This window comes from Allokutzneria sp. A3M-2-11 16, from assembly GCF_024213555.1.
Classification (GTDB): domain Bacteria; phylum Actinomycetota; class Actinomycetes; order Mycobacteriales; family Pseudonocardiaceae; genus Allokutzneria.
In genome coordinates this window covers 2,149,428-2,168,722 of the sequence record NZ_JANAVO010000001.1, presented here as the reverse complement: position 1 = coordinate 2,168,722, position 19,295 = coordinate 2,149,428, and the positions used below count along the sequence as shown (strand labels likewise).

Sequence of the window (19,295 nt, the reverse complement as noted above, 5' to 3'; positions counted from 1 at the left end):
GGCGTGGCGACCTACGCAGTGGACGGTGTCCCGCTGGATCACCCCTCCGGCTGCTGGAAACTCCTTGCAGCGACACAGGTTCGGCCGTTGCCGGGTGTACGCACGGCCGCGGTGTCGGTGCCCGGTCGGCCCGGCGAGCTGCCACTCGTCGGTGAGGATGTCGAGGCGACCACGATCGGGCTCACGCTCGGCATCACCGGCGTGAACCCGGCCGGCGTCGACCAGGGCGCCGAGGGTCTCGAACTGAACATGCGCGCGCTGTACGCGCTGCTCGGGGTGCGGCACCGGTTGCTCGACGTCCGGTACTCGCCCGCAGCCGGCGTCCCGGACCTGCGCGCCGAGGCCAAGGTCGTGACCGCCTCTGAACCGCAGGTGTGGCTCGGCGCCGCCCGCGCCCGCCTGGCCGTGGTGCTGCGCGTGCCCGGTGTGTTCTGGCGCGACGTGGCGCCGTCGACCTGGTCGACGACCACCCTCGGCGCCCCCGTGCGGGTGGCCACGCTCGACGGCTCGACGGCGCCCGTGCTCGACGCTGTCCTGCGCATCACCGGCCCCGTGACCGGGCTGCGCGTCACCGACATCGCTACCGGCGGATGGGTGGGCTACCCCGGCGCGCTCGCCACCGGCCGGCAACTGCGGGTGCACTGCGGCCGGATGGATGCCCACGAGGCACCCGGCGTCACCTGGGAGGGCACCGAGGCGAACGCGACCGGTCGCGTGGTGACCGGCGGTCCGAGCTCCGGGTTCCGGTTCCTGGCGTTGACGCCGGCCGCGGTGACATCCGCGCACGACCGTGGTGTGCAGGTGCTCGTTGAGGGCACCGGCACCACCGAGGCGACGCTCGTCGAGCTGCGAGCAGGAAGGGCGTACCTGTGACCGGTTTCGACGTGCGCCTCGTCGCCCACGCGCCCAACGGCGACCGGCTCGGCATCCTGCCGACTCCGCTGTCGGTCGAGGTCGCGCTGCCACTCGACGACGTCGGCTCACTGCGACTGTCCTACCCCCTCGGCGCTCCTGGTGCCGGTGCGCTCGCCGTCCCGATCGAGGTCGCCGTCGAGACCTACGACCCGACCGCGGGCACCTGGTCGGAGGTCGACGGCGGCCGGTTCCTGCGCATCAAGCGCAGTGGCGACGTCACCGACCCGACCGGCGCCCGCTCCTACGAGCTGCCCGCCTACGCGTGGATGCTGCGCAAGGCGCGCTTGTTCCCCTCCGACCGCGACAACAGCGAGGGCAAGCGGCCGTTTCTGTCCGCGACCCCCGGAACCATCCTCGGCACCCTCATCGCCGAGGCCAAGGCACGCGGCGCCCTGGCGGGCCTGGTCGTCGACTTCACTCCGACCGTCGACAGCGCCGGCGCCGCCTGGTCGAAGGTGCTCACCATCTACTACGAGCCGGGTATCGACGTGCTCGCCGTGCTCGACAACCTCGCCGAGCAGGGCGTGCTCGACTGGACCCTGTCCGGGCGCACGTTGCGGGTGTTCAACGCCGATACCGCGCTCGGCCGCAACCTCGCCGAGGGCGACAGCCCGGTCGACCTGCGCCTCGGCCGTGACATCACCGAAGCGCCGGACACCGGCACGCTCGAAGACGTCGCCTCGGCGGTCTACGTCAAGGGCGAGGGCGCGGCCCGGCTCGAACTGACCAACCCGAACGCGCCGGCCCCGTGGGGACGGTGGGAAGGGTTCATCACCCAAGGTGGGGTGCGCGACCCCGGCACCATGCGCCTGTTGGCCGAGGCCGAACTCGACCGCACCGGCCGCGAGCGCGTGCAGGTCACCCGCGGGCTCACCTTCGCCGCGGCGAAGTGGTTGCCGCTCAAGCACTACCGGCCCGGCGACTACGTGCTCGCCCCCGGCGACGCCGGCGCCCTGGTGCCGCTGCGGCTCCGGCAGATCACCCTCACTCGCGACCAGGCCGGCACGCTCGGCGGCAACCTGGTGTTGAACGACCGGTTCGTCGAGCGCGAGCTGCGCCTCGCCAAGCGCACCGCCGGAATCGTGGGCGGGGCGACCGCGACCGGGGGCAGCGGCGCCCGGCCGGCGCCGGAAGGACCGGACCCGCGCGAGCCTGCCGCACCGGCGGGGTTGATCGTCGCGACCGCGGCCTACCTGGACAGCGACGGCGCCGCCCGCGGACAGATCACCGCGACGTGGGGCAGGGTCGACAAGGCCGTCGACGGCACGCTGATCGAGGTCGCCCGGTACGAGCTGTACCAGCGGCCCAACATCGTCGGGTTGCCCTGGTCGAAGCTGACCGAGACCACCCACCCGGACAACAGCGCGACCGGCTCGCCGTATGACGTCGGGACCGAATGGGCGTTCAAGGTGCGCGCGGTCAGCAAGGCCGGCGTCTTCGGCCCGTTCTCCGCGCCGTACGCGGTGACCATCGCCGCGGACACCGAGGCGCCGCCGGTGCCCTCCGCACCGCGGCTGACGACCCGGCTCGGGGTGATCCACGTCGAGTGGGACGGCCGAGGCGCCGCCGGCGAGGTCATGCCCGCGGACTTTTCCCACCTCGACGTGTGGATGTCGGCGAGCAGTGACGTTCCAATTTGGTCGGAGAACTGGCCGTACAGCGACAACAAGCTCGACCCGAACACCTGGTCGGTGCTGCTGTCCGGCACGGACCCCGCCTATACCGTCGCCGAGGGAAAGCTGACCCTCACCTCGGGTTCTGACCTGCTTGCCACGCGGGACACCGGCGCCCGCGACTACATCGTCACGGCGCGAAACCTCGCCGTCGGCACGCAGTACCGCGCCGGCGTTTACGCCCGGTATCGCCCCGGCCCCTCGTCGAAGTGGCCGTACCGCGAGCGCGCGGTGTACGTGCTCGCGCGCCGCAACGACGAGGGCAACGACCTCGCGCTGTTCGTCGACTCCGACACCAACAGCCGCGTGACCCCGCTCCCGCTGCCCGCCGGCGCCACGATCGACGACCTGACGCTCGCCCTGTCGGTGTCCGGCCGCACGGTCGAGGTACTCGTCAACGGCGTCAGCGTGCATACCGACACGCTCACCGAGGCCGAACTCGCCGAGCTGGACGGCACCGCGGCCGGCATCTACCTCGAATGGCCGCGAGCCTCGGTCGGGCTGCTCACCGTGACCCCGAAGGTCTCGGCTGAACCGGTGCGGGTCGGGCAGTTGGAAGGCGCCGGCACGCTCGTCGTCGCCGGAGAGCCCTACAACCAGCCGCGCACCTTCCGGCTCACCGCCCTTGACCGCAGCGGCAACACCTCGGCCGCGTCCGAACCGGCGACGATCAGCACGAAACCGCTCGTGCCGCCCGACCTCATCGGGCGCCCGATCTACGGCGACAAGATCGTCGCGAACAGCATCACCGCGGATCAGCTCGCCGTCGGATCGGTGACCGCCTCGGCGATCCGGGCGAACACCATCACCGCCGAGAAGCTCTCGGCCGACGCCATCGACGGCAAAGTGATCACCGGCGCGACGCTGCGCACCTCGGCAACCAATCCGCGGGTGCAGCTCGACGAGGACGGGCTGCGCGCGTGGAACAGCTCCGGCACGCGCACCGTCGACATATCGGCGAGCACCGGCGCGGCCGACATCGCCGGCACGCTGCGCACCGGCACCAGTGGTGTTCGCGCCATCGTCGACGCGAGCGTGTTCGGCGGATACCCCGGCATCTACTTCACCGGCATGGCCGGCTCGCCAGGGTTCGAGCCGACCGTGCACGCCCGCGAAGACGGAACACTCTGGGCGCTCTCGGCCGAGCAGGTCGGCAACTCATCCGGCCGAACCGACCTCATCATGCGCAAGGGGGGTGCCTGGACGCTCGGCAAGCAGTTCGGCGCCATCAACACAGCGGTCAAGCTCGACTCACCCGGTGACGGACGACTGCACATCACCGGAATTATCCCGACCGGCGGAAGCAGCGAAACCATGCTGTTCGGGGGCATCAACGGCTTTAACAATGCCAGCGGCGCCACGATGTCATACGCACGAGTCAACCCAAACTCGAATTTCAACGTAGTAGTGACCTGCGCGTCGCCTGCTGGCCCGGCTGTGCGTTGGGCAATCACGAACCACGGCCCGAACAGTTTCAGTGTGGGATGGGTCGACACCTCGTCAATGCTCCTGCATTGGCTCGTATTCCGGAACGCGTAGGGGGACCGGTGATTATCGAAATCGTCAGCGTGAAACTGACCGACGAGCGCGGACTCGGACCGCTGTACCGGATCGAGCAGCAACGCGACGGGCTCCCGTGGGTTCACCTCGTCGCACGGTCGGCCGTCGCAACCGACATGGAGCTGTTCGGTGTCGACGACCCTGCGACGGTCGTCGACTGGCACCTGCACGAGGCACTCGCCCCGTTGAGCACCGAAGCATCTGCCGCTGACCGGCTCGCGTTCGAGGCGCAAGCGCTCACCGCGGAAGTCTTGAACGCACGCGCTCGTCTCGCCGGCGATGCCCTCGCCCAAGTCGCCGAGGTACGACGGGTCGCCGATGCGACACGAGACAAAGCGCGGGAGATGAAAACTGCGGAGATCGACGCACTAAAGGCGACGATCCTCGTCACGAATAATGACGGTCTCGCGAGTCTGCGAAACCTGGTCACCGGCGACAAAGCCGGAATAGATGCCGATCGACTCACCTACCGCGACCGCATCACAAACAGTGTGACCACTTAATCCCGGCGCGGGATTAATCCAAGCTCCCATAGCGGGGGCTGACTTCGCGCGCCCAATTCACAGGCTCCGGAGTTTCAGCGAATGAGAGGAACACATGAGTACACCCGTCATTCCGGACACGGGCGACGTCGTCGACCCGACCGCCCCCGACCCGACACCGGAGGAGATCACCGACCCGGCGCACCCCGACTACGTCGAGCCGTTCGCCGAGGCGACGCCGGCCGCCGAGGGGGTGTGAGGCGTGGGCATCTTCGTCGGATACGAGCCGGCTCGATCCTGCACCGGCTCGGCGTCGACCGGCGCCCGTGCGCTCATGGCGTGGTTCCTCGGCGCCTACAGCGGCCAGGGCGGGCGAAACCTCGGCATCTACAACTGTCGCGGCATCCCCGGTACCAAGTCGACCAGCCTGCACGGCGAGGGACGCGCGGCCGACCTCGGCGTGCCCGTCGGCGCCGGTTGGACTCAGGTGCTCGCCGACAAGCTCGTCGCGAACTCGGCTGAGTTGGGCATTCAGTGCGTGATCTACAACCGCCGGATCTGGTCGGGCAGCTACCCCCATGCCGGGTGGCGTCCGTACAACGGCGCCCACCCGCACACCGATCACCTGCACGTCGAACTCTCGTGGAACTCGGCGCGCAGCCTCAATGCCGGGCGCGTGCAGCAGGTTCTCGGCGGGGGTGGTGGTCAGCCTGGCCCCGGTCCGACCCCCGGCAACCGGCCGATCATTCGGCGTGGTTCCAAGGGCGCCGCGGTGTCGGAGGTTCAGCGGATCTTGAACGCCTGGTACCCGTCGCTGTCCCGGCTCGCCGTCGACGGCGATTTCGGCCCGGCCACCGAGGCACGGGTCAAGTACATGCAGCAGCGCGCAGGGCTCGCGGTCGACGGCATCGTCGGCCCGAACACGTGGCGCCGGCTGCTCGGCGGGTGAGGCCGGTGCCCGTCCTGCTCGCCGTCGCGCTCGGCCTGGTGCTCGGCGTGCTCGGCCAACGCGCATGGGTCGCCGTCGGCGAGATCGAGAAGGCGCTCGCCGAGGGCGACCGCGAACTCGCCGAACGCGACTAGATCGAACACCTGTTCGAAGTTGTCCCCAAGTTGTCCCCACCTGTGGAGAAACGCATGTCTGATCGCTTCATCTCGTGGCTACGCACCGTCGTTCCGGTCGCGTGGTCGGCACTGGTCGCGTGGCTGGTGTCCCTCGGCGTGCCCGACTTCGTCACCGGCGCGCTCGGTAGCGCCGGCGAGCTGGTCGTGCTGCCGATCGTGCTCGGCGTGGTCTACCCGCTCGTGCGGTGGATCGAGCCGCGGCTGCCTGACTGGCTCGCCCGCGTACTGCTCGGCTCGGCGCAGCCACCGACCTACCGCAGGTCGGACGGCCACACGCCGTAGGTGACGCCGGTTGACATAACGACTTCGGCACTCGGATACCCTGGTCACGCGCCGGGTAGCGTGTCCGAGCGGCCTAAGGAGTGCGTCTTGAAAACGCATGAGGGTTGATCCCCTCCGTGGGTTCGAATCCCACCGCTACCGCACAAGAACGACAGTGCCCCCGCACCCATACCAGGGTGCGGGGGCGCTGTTCTGCTTGGACCGCTACCGAGGTAGCAGACTCCAGCTGACCTCGCCGTCCGGCTCGTCGAGCCACAGGCGGTGACGGCCGTCGGGGGTGATCGTGAGGCCGAGGCGGTCCCAGTTCGGCCGGCCGAGGTTGTCCCACGTCTCGTGGATTGCCTCGAACGCGTCCCAGAGTGGCACCGGTCCGCCTTGGCGCACTTCGCGCTCGCCGTTCTCGTCGGGCTGCATCCTGACTGCCGACCATGAGCCGTCGGGCGTGCTGAACACGGCCCACTCCGGCCCCTGGTCGGTGGCGCCGAGGTACCCGAACGCGACTTTCCCAGGCATCCGGGTTTGCACGAGGAACCACGGCACGAGCGACGACCACGGGGTCGGCTCAAGGCGTGTCGACGAACGGCTGCCCGTGTTCACGTCCTCGATGAGGCTCCCAACTTCGGGGGCGAGGTCGGCATCGCGCATCGCCATGAACCCGGCCCACCGCGGCAAGAATCGCCCTTCGAGCCGATCGGCGTACCGCGTCAGCAACACGAGGTTGCCCGCGTGCGTGCTCGGCTTGACATCGACGAGGACGAGGCCGCCCTCGTGAACCTGTTCGGCCCACGCCCAAGGGACAGTAGGCACAGAGCACGTCGCGATGATCCGATCGAACGGACCGTGCTCCGGCAAGCCCTCGGCCCCGTGTGTGGCTGCCAGGGTCGGAGTCAGTCCCAACTCAGTCAGCCGACCGCGGGCTGCGTCGACCAGCTCGGCGCCGATGTCGACGGAGAACACCCGGTCGGAGCCGAGCCGGTGTGACAGCAGCGCGACGTTGTAGCCGGTCCCGGTGCCGATTTCGAGCACTCGGTGCCCGTCGTGCACGTCGAGTGTTTCAAGCATCCTCACCATGAGGCCCGGCTTAGTCGACGACGAGACCGTGACGCGGTTGCCGTTCGCCGTGGTGGCAAGGTCGGTGATCAACGGCTCGTTGCGGTAGACCGCGGCGAGCCACTCGTCGTCATCCGCGCTCGTCTCGGTCCACTGCCCGTCTTGCTGCTGGACGTAGAACCGCGGCACGAACACGTGCCGCGGGGTCGCCTCGACCGCGTCTCGCCACGCCGGCGACTGCAACACCCCCTCGGCCGCCATCTCGTCGGCGAGCTGGTGCGCCAGTTCGCGCCACGCCGTCGTAGTCGCCGTCATGCTGTGTTCCCCTTCTCCAAGAGGTCTGCGAGCGCCTCTGTGATCGGCGCCTCGATCTCGTCCTCGATCCATCCATACTGGCCACCGGCATTGCATTCGAGAAACACCCATTCGCCATCTGGTCGGATGACGAAGTCAAACGCCCCGTAGGTGAGTCCCAGCTCGACGCAGTACTCGCGCACGCCGGTCGCGACGTTGGCAGGCGGGTCGACCTGCTCGTACCGCAAGGCGCCGTAATCGTTGCGCCAATCGAGGTAGGTCTCGGCAGACTGCGCGTGGATTGCTGCTCCGAACAGGCGGGTTCCGACCACGATCACCCGAGCCTCGTACGACTTGGGTATCCAGCGTTGGAACTGGTGCGCGTTGACCTCGACCCCGCGCAGGTCGGCGAGGTCGGACTCGTCGAGCCGATGTGTGAAAGCGACTTTCCTTCGGCCCGCTTCCTTGATCGCAGGTGCACCGAACGCCTTGGTGATCGTCTCGCCGCCCTCCGCGAACCGCTTCACCGCGGCCGGCTCGTTCGTCACCAACGTGTCGGCGACCGTGAGCCCGCACCGCGTCGCGGTGACCAGTTGAACCGGCTTGTACGAGGCGTCAGCGTTCCGCGAGGGGTGGTTGATCCAGGCGACCGGCAGGGACGCGAGTACACCGCCAAGCCCGAGTTTCGTCTCGGTCATGGCCCAATGCCGTTCAGTCGGCGACAGCTCGGCAGGGAAGGTGAACGCGCCGGGGTTGCGATACCAAATCGACCGCAGTGCCTCAAGCGCGATCACCCTCCCACCTGCGGACAACGTCCCCACCCAACGCCCGTTTCGCAACTCAGCATCGACACTCGCCCGCTGCGGAAACCATGCCGTGTCGACTCGGGCAACAGGCACATCTCGACCTTCCAGCACCTTGACCATGCGGTCAGCGGTGATGTCCAGTTCGGGCGCGAGAATGAGGACGGCCATCAGTCGTTGATCCAGTCCTCGGCGCTGGGCGGGTCCTCGCCGTCCGTGCTCGCGGTGGTGTGAGCGGTGGGCGGTCCCATGCGCGGGCGGTCGATCAGCGGAACGCCGTCACCGTCGACGGCCTTCTGCTGCTCGGCGTCGTAGTTCCACTCCGGCAGCACGCGGCCCGCGCCCGCCGGAACCGCATGGCGGAGCCCCCACGGCCGAACACCGTCGGGCGAGGGCATGTCGCCCGTGCTCTGCTCGAAGCTGGACCCGGTGAGCGCGAACTGTGCGCTGACCGACGCGAGCGGATCAGCGTCGGGCAGCTCGGTTACTGCTGTGATCATGCGTCTTTCCTTCCGTCATGCCGAGCACTGGTTGTGTCCGACAAGTTGAGTCCCGGCTGTGTCCCGCGCCTCGATCAAGACTTGTGCCTACGCCGAGGTTCTCGCGAGCCCCCAAATGGTGAAACACGCGTCGAGTTGGTCGTTACGAACGGTTACCCCCCAGAAACCCGGTAACCGGGCGATCGACGAGCGAAATCACGCGGCGACCAATACCGGAATTTCTGGGACCGCGCAGTCGTCATCGTCCGGCCAGTTGAAAGGGGCAAGTTCGGTTGTCCGCTCAGGGTCCGTCGCCCGGAGAAGATGAAGAACATAGGGCCGAACGAGCGCGGGTTGATCTTCCTCATAAACGAATTCCAGGTACCGATCACTGATTGCGTAACCGCTGATCAGGTCCGATCCGTAGAGATTGCCAAGAACGACTGTGGTTTCGACGTCTTCCCCTGAGATGGGCTCGTCGATGTTCATGCGCGCTGGTCTGCGCGAATGGCGGCCGACCGACGGTCGCAAGTAGTACGCGAGCGCTCCGGCACTCAACGAAGCAATGACGATCAAAACCCAACTGAACATGCCAATTCCGGGCACACTTCACCTCACGTAGACGAACTGGTTAACTCAGATTTCCAGCAGGGACCGGCCGGCCCGGCCCTCGTGGGCGCCAGGCGGAAGCCAAAGCGAACTAGGCGTCGCGATCAGCAGCGACGGCGCCCCTGGTTCACCTGGCCGTGGTAGCGCGAGCAACTCGCCGACGACGTCGCCGAAAGCTCCACCGAGCGCCCAGACCAGGTTTTTGGGAGCAAAGGGGTTAAAATTGTAGTCGTTCTCATCAATACGCGACCGGTACGCCGACGAATCCACCTCGTCGCGCAGTAGGACAACGTCTATATATGGATCGTCATATCCGTAGGTGAACGCCATCATGTCTGGCAATTGAAGCGGTCTGAAATGCCGCCTCTTCAGTGCAATTAGAGCCTCTTCACTCGACGACATCATTACCGCCCTTACTGGCCACCACGCACGCGCCTACTGCTACGTCAAGCAATTTCCACGCAGCACGGTAAGCCTTGATTGCAGGGACTCCGAGAACGACGATTGCCGCAATACCAAGCGAAGCGGGCACCCAACGCGGCACGTCACCGAAAATTGAAAGCACGCAGAACAACGCGAGAATGACGCCATACGTGAAACCCAGTTCAAAACGGCCGATCGCCTTATGTGCGAGCCGAAACGACTCACTCGTCTTGCCGAGCGCGTGACAGACAGTTTCGCGTTCAGGATTTGCCAACTGAGCTGCCGCACCCGCGTACAACATCCCCGCAGCGACCACTCGGTCGACGGCTACCTGACTGACTTCCGGCCGACTGGTCATCGCGCCCCCTTGTGAGCCGTGGCGGACACGGAGGGCTCGGGGGGTGACCACCCCGCGCCCGCCACGAGCCGATGCCGACCACCGGCGCGTGTGCCGATGCGCCGTCCGGGGCCGTGGTCGCGCTTGCGGGAGTCGAGCGACATCTCGACGGACCTGGTGTTGAGAGCGTCCTCGGCAATACGTTGCCGCCGTACCAGCCGCACGTACTCGACGCCTGCCAATGCGATGCCGTAGAGCGCTACGGCACCAAGCAACCCGTAGACCAGCAGCGCAGTAGCCATGTCGTCACCTCCCGTAGCGAGAGCTGACGTTAAGTGCAGTTTTGCGGCTGAAGGGACAAAGTTGGGGACAAAGGTGCTGCGTGTAGGCGCGCTGTACCGTGAAGATGAACCAACCAAGAGCCGTGAGGCAGGTTGATCATGTCGGCTGACGAACAGTTCGATGGTGTCGGCAAGCGGGTCAAGACTGACCGCAAGCTCGCCGGCATGACGCAGGCTGACCTAGCGCGTGAGGCGCACGTCAGTTTGAGCCTGGTTAAGCAGGTCGAGCAGGGCAAGGTTCCCGCTTCGCCCGCCTTCATCGCGTCCGTCAGCGCTGCTCTGAAAACCCGCGCAGCGAAGTTGAAGGGGCAGCCGTACGAGGACGACACCCCGTCGAGCCGGCGCCTGCACGGGGGGATTGCTGAGCTACGCCGTGAAATCGCGGCGTACCGCCTGCCCCCGGATGACGCTCCTCCTGCATCCCCGGCCCGTCTGCGTGCGGCCGTGGCGGAAGCGTCGAAGCTCCGGCACCGAGCGAAGCTCGACGCCCTCGGCGACGAGTTGCCGAGCCTGCTCCGGGCGCTACGAACTGCGATTCACCACGCCGACGGACACGAGCGCGACGTGTTGTTCGGCTTGCTTGCAGAGGCGTATGCCGCAGCGGGACAGGTGGCGTACAAGCTGGGATACGACGACCTCTCGACGCTCACCACGGATCGCGTCGAGTGGGCCGCGAACCAGTCCGGCGATCCGCTTGCGTGTGCCGCGGCTGACTTTTATGTCGCCGGCGAGCTGATCGTCAACGCCGAGTGGCGAGGTGCGTTGCAGTACCTCGAAGACGCGCGCGCCAAGATCGCTGACGAGGTTCGGCGCGGCGACGAGGCCGCACTCGCGATGCACGGCGTTCTACACCTGAAGTCCGGGCTTGCCGCCGCGAGGGCAGGCAACGCGGATAGCTCCGACGACCACCTCGCCGAGGCTCGGGAAATGGCCGACTTGGTCACTTCCGGCAGTGATCACTACCGGCTCGCGTTCGACCGCGACTCAGTCAACATCTGGTCGGTGGGTCTGGCGGTCGAACGGCAGGATGGCACCGAGGCTGTGAAGCGGGCCGAGAAGTTCGGATCGAGGTTCAGCACGTCGACACCGCGTGAGCGCGTTGGGCATCACTGGATCGACCTTTCACGCGCCTACCAACTTCACGGCGACCGTGACAAGGCATTGGCCACCCTCTACCGCGCGCGGAAGGTGACGCCGCAGATGACGCGGAAGCATCCCCAGGTGCGCGAGACTCTCGTGACCCTCGCCGAGCATGATCGCCGCCGGTCAGACACGCTTACCGGCATGGCGAGTTGGGTTGGCGTCCGGCTCTGATCCGGCCGAAGTAGTTGCTTGCTTGGCTCGTCGGCCCTGCGCCCGCCGCGCTCGTGACTGGGCGCTGAGCATCGCCAACCGGGAGAAGTGCGCCCGTCGAGCCGACTCGGCTTTCTCTGCCCGCACGGCCGGCGGTAGGACGCCGTTCGGGTCGACCTGGTCCTCGAACCGGTCGTGCGCTGCCTTGCGTGCCGCCTCGGTCCGGGCTGCTCGGTCGTTCGTGTTCGCCCACGACGTGTGAGCCGCCATTTTGGCGCGCAAGGTGCGCTGTGCCGGAGTCATTCCCTGTTCGGTCATGCTCCGAGCACAGCGCACGGCTTGTCACCCGTTCGGGCTGCTAGACCCGGTCGCCAATGCGCAACGAGCGGTGCGACTTGTGCGCGCGCTCCACGGCCGCGCTCGCGCCGTACCGCGAGAGCATCTCGCGCGACTTCCACCCCATAATGCGCATGAGGTCGCTGTCGTTGCCGCCCTCAAGCTGCCAGTAGTGGGCGAGCGCGTGCCGGAACATGTGCGGGTGGACATGTCCGACCCCCGCCTCCGCAGCCCGGCGCGACACCATCCCGCGGATGCCGGGCACGCGTAGCGGTCCCTGCCCTGTCGAGCCGAGCCACAGGTCAGGGAGCGCGTGTTGCGGGTGCCGCCCGCGCATCCGCAGGTACCGGTTCAGCGCCTGAATGGTCTTGGCACCGAGCGGGATCGTACGGTCACGACGTCCCTTCCCGTGCACGAGGATGCACCCGATATCGAGGTCGAGGTCGTCGAGCTTGAGCGATCCGATTTCGTTGCGTCGGCTTCCCGTGTCCCAGAGGACACGCAGAATGGCTGTGTCTCTGCGCTGGACGAAGTCCTTTCCTGAGCACGTGTCCAGAAGGGCGCCCATCATGTCGTACGTGACGATCGGGATGGGCTTTTCTGGCACCTGCGGCGTCTTCATCCGGTCGAAGGGCGATCGGTCGACCTCGTCCTCGTCCACCATCCAGACGTAGAAGGTGCACAGGCTACGGAAGTGGTTTTTCGCGTTGCCTGCCGACGATTTTTCGATCAGATCGGATATGTACTGTCGCAGTGCCGACGTGGTTACCGTCGTTGGCCCATAGCCAACATGGGTCTTACGGTCGACTTTGTAGACCTGTTTGACGGCCCACTCGCCGAGCCTTCGGAGGGCGTAGAGGTAGATCTTGACCGTGTTTTCCGACTTGTTGTCGGCGAGTAGGGCGTGCCCCCACTCCTTCGCGATCGGTCCCCACTCGCCAGGCGGCAGGGGGATGTACTTCCCCGAGCGGAGCTTGAACATCATCGGTGGGTCGTCGTCGAGCCGGACGACGGCCGTAGGTTCGGGGTCGAGAAGGACGGCGGTCATCGGCCCACCTCGTCGTTCCCCTGCGACTTCGGCTCGCCCGTCAACCAAGACGTGTTGCGCCTCAACTTGTGGTCGAGAGCCTTGGGTACCTCGCTCATCAGGGTGCGGAGCTTGGCGCGTATGACGTCCGGAGTGACGTCCCGCTCGTCCATCGGCGAGGACGCGACTTCGCCGATATCGACTGCCCACCGGAAGAACGCGCGCAACACCGAGTCGTGGAGCCGCGCCGTTGCGGGGTTCTTCTCGACGCGAAGCTCGTCGAGGTAGGTCTGTATCGTCGACGGCTCGATTGCGGTAGGGCTCTCACCTCGCCGGTGTGCCCACGCTCCAAGCCGGTTGGCCACCGACAGATAGACGTTGATCGTTGACGCTGTGTGACTGAATTGGAGGTACCCACGCCATCCCGTGACGAGCTTTCCCCACTCGCCCGGCGCGCTGCTGTTCTTCGCGTTCACATTCACCAACCTGGTTCCCAAATGTCACCAGGCGTGTGCACTGGAAGCGCTGTGCTCGCTCAACTGTGCACTGTGAAGATCGCCGTTGAACTGCGTTTCCGCAGTTCAACGGCTCACAGGGAAAGCGTGGGGCTCTGCGTGGCGGGGCCTTTGCAGGTCACACGTTTTCAAGGCGGGTGCATTCGGCCGCTCTGCCACACTTCCCCTGTCGTGCACGGGCAGCCTAACCCGCGCCGTCAAGATCAGTTTCGTTGGCCGCGCAGGTGCTCGTCGACGCGCTCGAAGACCTTGGCCAGCACGGCCTGCTCCTCGTCGGTGAGCAGGTCGATCAGGTGGCCGCGGACCCCGTCGAGGTGGGTCGGGGCGGCCGTGCGCAGGACGCCCATGCCCTTGTCGGTCAGCTCGGCGAAGACGCCTCTGCCGTCGCTGGGGCACTCGGTCCGGATCACCAGGCCCGCCTGCTCCATCCTTGCCACCTGGTGCGAAAGGCGGCTCTTGGACGAGGCGATCTCGCCCGCCAGCACGCTCATCCGCATGCGCAGGCCCGGCTGTTCGGAGAGGCGCACCAGGATCTCGTAATCGGCCAGGGCCAAATTGTGGTTGTCCTGCAGCTCCCGGTGCAGCCGGTATGACAGCATCTGGGAACCGACGATGTAGGCGCGCCACGCGCGCATCTCCTTGTCGTCGAGCCAGCGCGGCTCGGCGTCGGCAGTCCGCGTCACGCCGTCAAGGCTATGCGTACCCACCCGGTATCTGCCCTTCATCGTGATGTAACCGTTTGACCTGGTGTCGGCGGGCGGCAGCGGGCACACTCCTCGCCCGTGCGCCCAGGAGGCGCCTGGAGGAGGACGCAAGTATGACCACGACCACCCGGTCGGCGACCCGGCAGCCACGGCGCGGCCGCGCCGTGGCGGTTGTCGCCCTCGCCGCGGCCGCACTGGTGGCCGGCACGAGCGGAACCGCCGCCGCCACCCCGCGCGGTTGGACGAGCGATGTTCGCCTGATCGCCTTCAACGACTTCCACGGCAACCTGGAGCCGCCGTCCGGCTCGTCGGGCCGGATCACCCTCTCCGACGGCAAGACCGTCGACGCGGGTGGGGCGACCTACCTTGCCACCCATCTGAGGAATCTGCGTGCCCAGGCGCGCGACTCGATCGTGTTGTCCGCTGGCGACAACATCGGCGGTTCGCCCGCGGTGTCGGCGTTGTTCCACGACGAGCCGTCGATCGAGCTGATGAACTCGCTGGACGTGAAGGCCTCCGCCCTCGGCAACCACGAGCTGGACGAGGGTTACCAGGAGCTGCGGCGGATGATGCACGGCGGCTGCCACCCCAAGGACGGTTGCCAGTTCCGCAAGTCTTTCCCTGGCGCCAAGTTCCCGGTCCTGGCCGCCAACATGAGCTTCGAGAAGACCGGCCTGCCCGCGCTGATGCCGTTCTCGATCGAGTTCTCCGGGCTGATGCCGGTCGGCATCATCGGCGTCCCGCTGAAGGACCTGCCGTCCGTCGTCTCCGCCGAGGCCGTCAAGGGGCTGAAGTTCGAGGACGAGGTCAAGGCGATCGACCGGACCGCGAACCTGCTGGACCGCCTCGGCGTCAAAGCCCAGGTCGTGCTGCTGCACCAGGGTGACAACACCGAGGGCGGCGGTCCGAACGACTGCAAGACCACGCCCGGCCCCGCGCGGGCCATCGCGGAGCGCGCCTCCGCCAAGGTCGACGCGATCTTCACCGGGCACAGCCACCAGCAGTACGTGTGCTCGATCAAGGACCCGGTCGGCAAGCCGCGACCGGTGCTCCAGGGCGCGTCGTTCGGCCGCATCCTGTCCGTGGTGGACGCCAAGATCGACTGGTGGACCCGGGACATCGACCGGTCCACGGTGAAGGCGTTCAACCACGTCGTCACCCGCGACGTGGCCGAGGACAAGGCGACCAAGGCGCTGGTGGACGAGGCCAAGGCCAAGGCCGCCCCGATCGCCAACCGCAAGATCGGCACCATCAGCGCGGACGTGATGCGCGAGGCAGCGCCCTCCGGGGAGTCGCAGCTGGGCAACCTGATCGCCGACGCGCAGCTGGAGTCCACCAAGTCCGCGGGCGCGCAGCTGGCGCTGATGAACCCGGGTGGGGTGCGCGCGGACCTGGTCTTCAAGTCCTCCGCGGGCAACGAGGGCGACGGCGTGGTCACCTACGGCGAGGCGTACACCGTGCAGCCCTTCGCCAACATCCTGCAGACGATCTCGCTGACCGGGGCGCAGCTCAAGGCCGTGCTGGAGCAGCAGTTCCAGACCGGACCGGACGGCGCCCCGATCAAGCGGATCCTCCAGCCGTCCAGCACGTTGAAGTACACCTGGACGGCTTCGGCGGCCGCGGGCTCGAGGATCTCCGGGATCACCGTCGGCGGTCAGCCGGTCCTGCCGGAGACCAAGTACCGGGTGACGGTGAACAACTTCCTCCAGGCGGGCGGCGACGGTTTCACCGAGCTGTCCAAGGGCACCGAGCTGACCGGTGGCGCGGTCGACCTGGACTCGTTCATCGACTACCTCAAGCTCAAGCCGAACGTGGCTCCCCCGGCCACGGACCGGATCACCGCGAAGTAGTCACCTGAGTCGGCTAAAGGACGCCCTGAGTAGGTGGAAACGCTCTCAGGGCGTCCTTTCGCGTTCCCGGCCACGCTAGCTTCGGGCCGATGGGAGCACGGCACGGAATTGTCCTCGGCGGCGGACACGCCGGAATGCTGACCGCGGCGGTGCTGGCGCGGCACCTGGACGAGGTCACGGTGGTCGAGCGGGACCGGCTGCCGGAAGCACCGGAGGACCGGGCGGGACTGCCGCAGGGCAGGCACACGCACGCGGTCTCCGGCGGTGGTGTGGCCGCGCTGGGCAGCCTTGCCCGGCATCGTCGAGGAACTGGTCGACGCGGGCGCCCGCCGGATGCGCAACCCGGAGGACGTGCTGATCCACACCCCGGACGGTTGGCTGCCGCGCTACGACCGGATGGAGTCCTTCCTCAGCGTCAGCAGGCGGCTGCTGGACTGGAAGGTCCGCTCCCGGGTCCTGGCGAACCCGCGCATCACCGTCTGGCAGGCGACCGACGCCATCGGCCTGACCGGGGCCGCGGGCCGGGTGACCGGGGCGCGGCTGCGCTCGCGCGAGACCAAGGCCATCGACGAGCTCGGCGCGGACCTGGTGGTCGACGCGACCGGACGCGGCTCGCACGCGCCGAAGTGGCTGCGCGAGGTCGGGATCGCCCAGGTCCGCGAGGAACTCGTCGATCCCGGGCTGGTCTACGTGACCAAGGTCTTCCGCGCGTTGCCGGGCGCGGAGAACACGTTCCCGTCAGTCCTGATCAGCAGTGCGCCCGCGAGCGAGACGCCGAGCGGGGGCGCGCTGCTGCTGCCGGTCGAGGACGGCAGGTGGATGCTCACCGTCACCTGTCGACGCGGGGTCGCTCCGCCGTCCGACGACGCCGCGTTCGACGCGTTCGCGCGCGGCCTCGGCAACCCGCTCATCGACACGATCATCGACCGCGCCGAGCCGCTGTCCAGGCTGTACCGCTACGACCTCACCAACAACCGCCGCCGCCACTTCGACCGGCTGCGCCCCGCTCCGGAGGGGTTCGTGGCGATCGGCGACGCGCACTGCTCGTTCAACCCGGTCTACGGGCACGGGATGACCGTGGCGATGTTCGGTGCCCTCGCCCTGCACGGAGTGCTTGCGCAGCAAGGAATCGCGCCGAGCACCGCACGGCTCGCGCAGAAGGCCGTCGCGCGGGTGACGAACCCGGTGTGGTCGATGGCGCGGCGCTACGACATCCGTTTCCGCGGCACCAGGGGCACCAACGTCACCGTCCTCGACCGCGCGGTGCAGGCGTACGACCGCCGCCTGCAACGCGCCGCCATGGACTCGAGGGAGATCGTCGCCGCGCAGATCTCGGTGTTCGAACTGACCAGCTCGCCGAACCGGCTGCTCGCACCGCAGATCCTCTGGCAGGCCATGCGCAGGCCGCGCGCCACCGGCCTCGCCGAGCCGCCGCTGACCGAGCACGAGCGCGCCGTGCTCGGGCTCTGTTAGTCCCTGGCGCCAGGCCACGGCCCGATCGGCTTGTCCGCGACCTCGATCGTCGCCTCCTCGACCCGGAAGACCTCGAAGCCCCGCGCCTTGTAGTTGGCCAGCGCGGCGGGGCCGTCGAACGAGCACGTGTGCACCCACACGCGCTTGGTCGGCTGTAGCTGTGGCCAGCGCTGCGCGAGGTTCCACGCGCGGACGGCGCCCTCGTACAACATGTGCCCACCGAGCCCCCGCCCGATAAAGCCGGGCAGCAAACCGAAACAGGTGATCTCGACCTGGTCCTCCGGCTGGGCGTCCAGCTCGACATACCCCGCGGGGGTGCCACGCGACCACAGCACCCAGGTCTCGGTCCCGGGCTGCTCCAGCCACTTCGACCAGCGCTGGTGGTTCCACCCCAGGCGACTCGTCCAGTACCAGTCACCGCCGACCGCGGTGTAGAGGAAGCGGCTGAACTCCGGGCTGGGCACGTCCACCCGGACCAGGTCGACCGGCTCGGCAGGCGGCTTCGCCTGGCGGAGGCTGCCCGGATCGGTCTGCTCCAGCGACCACGTGGTCTCGATCCGCTCGCTCACCCGATCACGTCCACCCAGACGGCGTGGTGGTCGGAGGTGTCGTTGAGGCGGGCGAGCGGCGAGTGGCTCGGCTCCCAGAACACCCCGGCGCGCACCGGGATCAGCGGCAGCGACGGCAGCACGTAGTCGATCCGCAGGTTGCCGGGGCTCTTGTCGTTGAAGTCGCCGGTGTCCTGCCAGGACGGGCCGCGCTGGTCCTTGTTCGCGCCGCCCTGGACGAGCGCGGCCTCGACGGCGCCGATGCTGTGCGGCATCGGGTCGATCACCTTGTGCGCGTTGAGGAGCAGCTTCGCCGCGAGGTTGGCGCTGTCCCCGTCGACCGGATCGGCGTTCTGGTCACCGGCGAACACGAACGGGCCCTTGGCCAGCCCGCCGCGCTTGCCGGCGTCGTCGTAGATGTAGCCGTCCTTGCCGGGGTTGACGTAGTCGGCCCAGAAGCGGATCTCGTCGTGGTTGCGCTTGCCGTTGCGGTCCTCCGGGCCGTCGAAGGTGGGCGGCGTCGGGTGCGAGACGAGGAAGTGCACCTGCCTGCGGCCCACCTGGATCGGCAGGTCCCAGTGCGACTTCGAGGACAGCCGCAGGATCTCCTGAGCCTGCTTGGAGTAGAAGTCCTTGGGCAGCAACGGGTTCGGCATGTCCGCCCAGCGGAACTTCTGGAAGGTCCTGATCGCCGCGGTGTCGATCGGGTGCTTCGAGAGCACCACCATCCCGTACTGCCCGGGGAACAACCCGAAGCCGTACGCGTCGTCCCCGCCACCGATCTTGCCGTCGTTGTTGAGGTCGACGCCGGTCGGAACGCCGGTGTTGACGGGCGCGGTGAAGGCGTACCGGTACTCGATCGGCTTCGCGCCCTGCTGGCCGACTTCCAGGTAGTTGCGGCGGAACGCGTCCACCGCCCGGTTGCCCGAGACGTAGTCGAACTCGTTGAGCAGCAACACGTCCGGCCGAACGCGCTGCACGACCTCGGCGACCTTTCGCGCCTGCGGATCGTCCTTAGTGGACAGATTCGCCAGCAGTTCCCCTTCGGTGGCGCGGTTCAGCGACGCGTTGAAGGTCGCGAAGCGGGTGGTGAGCTTGTGCTCGGCGTAGGCCGTTGGGGCGGCGAGAACCACCATGGCGAGCGCGGCGGCGAGACTGCGACGGAACAACTTCGGA

The 19,295-nt window shown here is 67.7% G+C and carries 22 protein-coding genes and 1 tRNA gene; 11 read left to right on the top strand and 12 right to left on the bottom strand.

Annotation, left to right across the window (positions count from 1 at the left end):
* Positions 1-3: 3 nt before the first annotated feature.
* The 8 genes from NLX83_RS10755 to NLX83_RS10725 all read left to right on the top strand — a co-directional run bounded on the left by NLX83_RS10755 (position 4) and on the right by NLX83_RS10725 (position 6,178).
* On the top strand, positions 4-873 hold the full coding sequence (locus NLX83_RS10755; RefSeq protein WP_254234684.1) for a hypothetical protein: 870 nt from the start codon (positions 4-6) through the stop codon (positions 871-873).
* The gene (locus tag NLX83_RS10750; RefSeq protein ID WP_254234683.1) at positions 870-4,127 is read left to right on the top strand and encodes a hypothetical protein; all 3,258 of its coding nucleotides are present in this window, start codon (positions 870-872) and stop codon (positions 4,125-4,127) included. The genes NLX83_RS10755 and NLX83_RS10750 overlap by 4 nt, the downstream gene beginning before the upstream one ends.
* A gap of 8 nt (positions 4,128-4,135) precedes the next feature.
* Positions 4,136-4,651, top strand: a complete 516-nt coding sequence (locus tag NLX83_RS10745) for a hypothetical protein (protein ID WP_254234682.1) — start codon at positions 4,136-4,138, stop codon at positions 4,649-4,651.
* A gap of 94 nt (positions 4,652-4,745) precedes the next feature.
* Positions 4,746-4,889: a hypothetical protein gene (locus NLX83_RS10740; protein ID WP_254234681.1), complete on the top strand. Its 144-nt coding sequence runs from the start codon at positions 4,746-4,748 to the stop codon at positions 4,887-4,889.
* 3 nt (positions 4,890-4,892) lie between these two features.
* A complete protein-coding gene (locus tag NLX83_RS10735; protein ID WP_254234680.1) occupies positions 4,893-5,579 on the top strand; it encodes a peptidoglycan-binding domain-containing protein in 687 nt (228 codons plus the stop codon).
* A 5-nt stretch (positions 5,580-5,584) separates the two neighbouring features.
* Positions 5,585-5,713, top strand: coding sequence for a hypothetical protein (locus NLX83_RS40915; RefSeq protein WP_256563053.1), 129 nt, complete (start codon positions 5,585-5,587; stop codon positions 5,711-5,713).
* Positions 5,714-5,767: 54 nt separating this feature from the next.
* Positions 5,768-6,037 (top strand): hypothetical protein, encoded by a 270-nt coding sequence (locus NLX83_RS10730; RefSeq protein ID WP_254234679.1) that lies wholly within the window; start codon positions 5,768-5,770, stop codon positions 6,035-6,037.
* A gap of 54 nt (positions 6,038-6,091) precedes the next feature.
* Positions 6,092-6,178: transfer RNA gene (locus tag NLX83_RS10725), tRNA-Ser, on the top strand.
* A gap of 63 nt (positions 6,179-6,241) precedes the next feature.
* Here the strand turns inward: NLX83_RS10725 and NLX83_RS10720 are convergent.
* The 7 genes from NLX83_RS10720 to NLX83_RS10690 all read right to left on the bottom strand — a co-directional run bounded on the left by NLX83_RS10720 (position 6,242) and on the right by NLX83_RS10690 (position 10,334).
* Positions 6,242-7,402 (bottom strand): methyltransferase domain-containing protein, encoded by a 1,161-nt coding sequence (locus NLX83_RS10720; protein WP_254234678.1) that lies wholly within the window; start codon positions 7,400-7,402, stop codon positions 6,242-6,244.
* Positions 7,399-8,355: an ATP-grasp ribosomal peptide maturase gene (tgmB, locus tag NLX83_RS10715; RefSeq protein WP_254234677.1), complete on the bottom strand. Its 957-nt coding sequence runs from the start codon at positions 8,353-8,355 to the stop codon at positions 7,399-7,401. Before tgmB ends, NLX83_RS10720 begins: the two co-directional genes overlap by 4 nt.
* Positions 8,355-8,684 (bottom strand): putative ATP-grasp-modified RiPP, encoded by a 330-nt coding sequence (tgmA, locus tag NLX83_RS10710; RefSeq protein WP_254234676.1) that lies wholly within the window; start codon positions 8,682-8,684, stop codon positions 8,355-8,357. The genes tgmB and tgmA overlap by 1 nt, the downstream gene beginning before the upstream one ends.
* Before the next feature lie 195 nt (positions 8,685-8,879).
* Entirely contained in the window at positions 8,880-9,152 is a 273-nt protein-coding gene (locus NLX83_RS10705) for a hypothetical protein (RefSeq protein ID WP_254234675.1), read from the bottom strand.
* 147 nt (positions 9,153-9,299) lie between these two features.
* Complete coding sequence (locus NLX83_RS10700) at positions 9,300-9,605, bottom strand: hypothetical protein (protein WP_254234674.1); 306 nt, start codon at positions 9,603-9,605, stop codon at positions 9,300-9,302.
* Between the two features lie 55 nt (positions 9,606-9,660).
* Positions 9,661-10,053: a hypothetical protein gene (locus NLX83_RS10695; protein WP_254234673.1), complete on the bottom strand. Its 393-nt coding sequence runs from the start codon at positions 10,051-10,053 to the stop codon at positions 9,661-9,663.
* Positions 10,050-10,334: a hypothetical protein gene (locus NLX83_RS10690; protein ID WP_254234672.1), complete on the bottom strand. Its 285-nt coding sequence runs from the start codon at positions 10,332-10,334 to the stop codon at positions 10,050-10,052. The genes NLX83_RS10695 and NLX83_RS10690 overlap by 4 nt, the downstream gene beginning before the upstream one ends.
* A gap of 138 nt (positions 10,335-10,472) precedes the next feature.
* On the opposite strand from NLX83_RS10690, the gene NLX83_RS10685 reads away from it, so the two are divergent.
* Positions 10,473-11,687, top strand: a complete 1,215-nt coding sequence (locus tag NLX83_RS10685; protein WP_254234671.1) for a helix-turn-helix domain-containing protein — start codon at positions 10,473-10,475, stop codon at positions 11,685-11,687.
* Positions 11,688-12,024: 337 nt separating this feature from the next.
* Here the strand turns inward: NLX83_RS10685 and NLX83_RS10680 are convergent, their stop codons facing one another.
* The 3 genes from NLX83_RS10680 to NLX83_RS10670 all read right to left on the bottom strand — a co-directional run bounded on the left by NLX83_RS10680 (position 12,025) and on the right by NLX83_RS10670 (position 14,179).
* Entirely contained in the window at positions 12,025-13,050 is a 1,026-nt protein-coding gene (locus NLX83_RS10680; protein WP_254234670.1) for a tyrosine-type recombinase/integrase, read from the bottom strand.
* The gene (locus NLX83_RS10675; RefSeq protein WP_254234669.1) at positions 13,047-13,505 is read right to left on the bottom strand and encodes a phage integrase N-terminal SAM-like domain-containing protein; all 459 of its coding nucleotides are present in this window, start codon (positions 13,503-13,505) and stop codon (positions 13,047-13,049) included. The genes NLX83_RS10680 and NLX83_RS10675 overlap by 4 nt, the downstream gene beginning before the upstream one ends.
* A 242-nt stretch (positions 13,506-13,747) precedes the next feature.
* A complete protein-coding gene (locus tag NLX83_RS10670; RefSeq protein WP_254236168.1) occupies positions 13,748-14,179 on the bottom strand; it encodes a MarR family winged helix-turn-helix transcriptional regulator in 432 nt (143 codons plus the stop codon).
* A 182-nt stretch (positions 14,180-14,361) separates the two neighbouring features.
* Between NLX83_RS10670 and NLX83_RS10665 the strand changes: the two genes are divergently transcribed.
* A complete protein-coding gene (locus NLX83_RS10665) occupies positions 14,362-16,098 on the top strand; it encodes a bifunctional metallophosphatase/5'-nucleotidase (RefSeq protein ID WP_254234668.1) in 1,737 nt (578 codons plus the stop codon).
* A 264-nt stretch (positions 16,099-16,362) separates the two neighbouring features.
* Positions 16,363-17,571, top strand: a complete 1,209-nt coding sequence (locus NLX83_RS10660) for an NAD(P)/FAD-dependent oxidoreductase (RefSeq protein WP_254234667.1) — start codon at positions 16,363-16,365, stop codon at positions 17,569-17,571.
* Here the strand turns inward: NLX83_RS10660 and NLX83_RS10655 are convergent.
* Together NLX83_RS10655 and NLX83_RS10650 are read right to left on the bottom strand one after the other, a co-directional pair.
* On the bottom strand, positions 17,568-18,140 hold the full coding sequence (locus NLX83_RS10655) for a GNAT family N-acetyltransferase (RefSeq protein ID WP_254234666.1): 573 nt from the start codon (positions 18,138-18,140) through the stop codon (positions 17,568-17,570). The genes NLX83_RS10660 and NLX83_RS10655 overlap by 4 nt on opposite strands.
* Positions 18,137-19,255, bottom strand: coding sequence for an endonuclease/exonuclease/phosphatase family protein (locus NLX83_RS10650; RefSeq protein WP_254236167.1), 1,119 nt, complete (start codon positions 19,253-19,255; stop codon positions 18,137-18,139). Before NLX83_RS10650 ends, NLX83_RS10655 begins: the two co-directional genes overlap by 4 nt.
* Positions 19,256-19,295 lie beyond the last annotated feature (40 nt).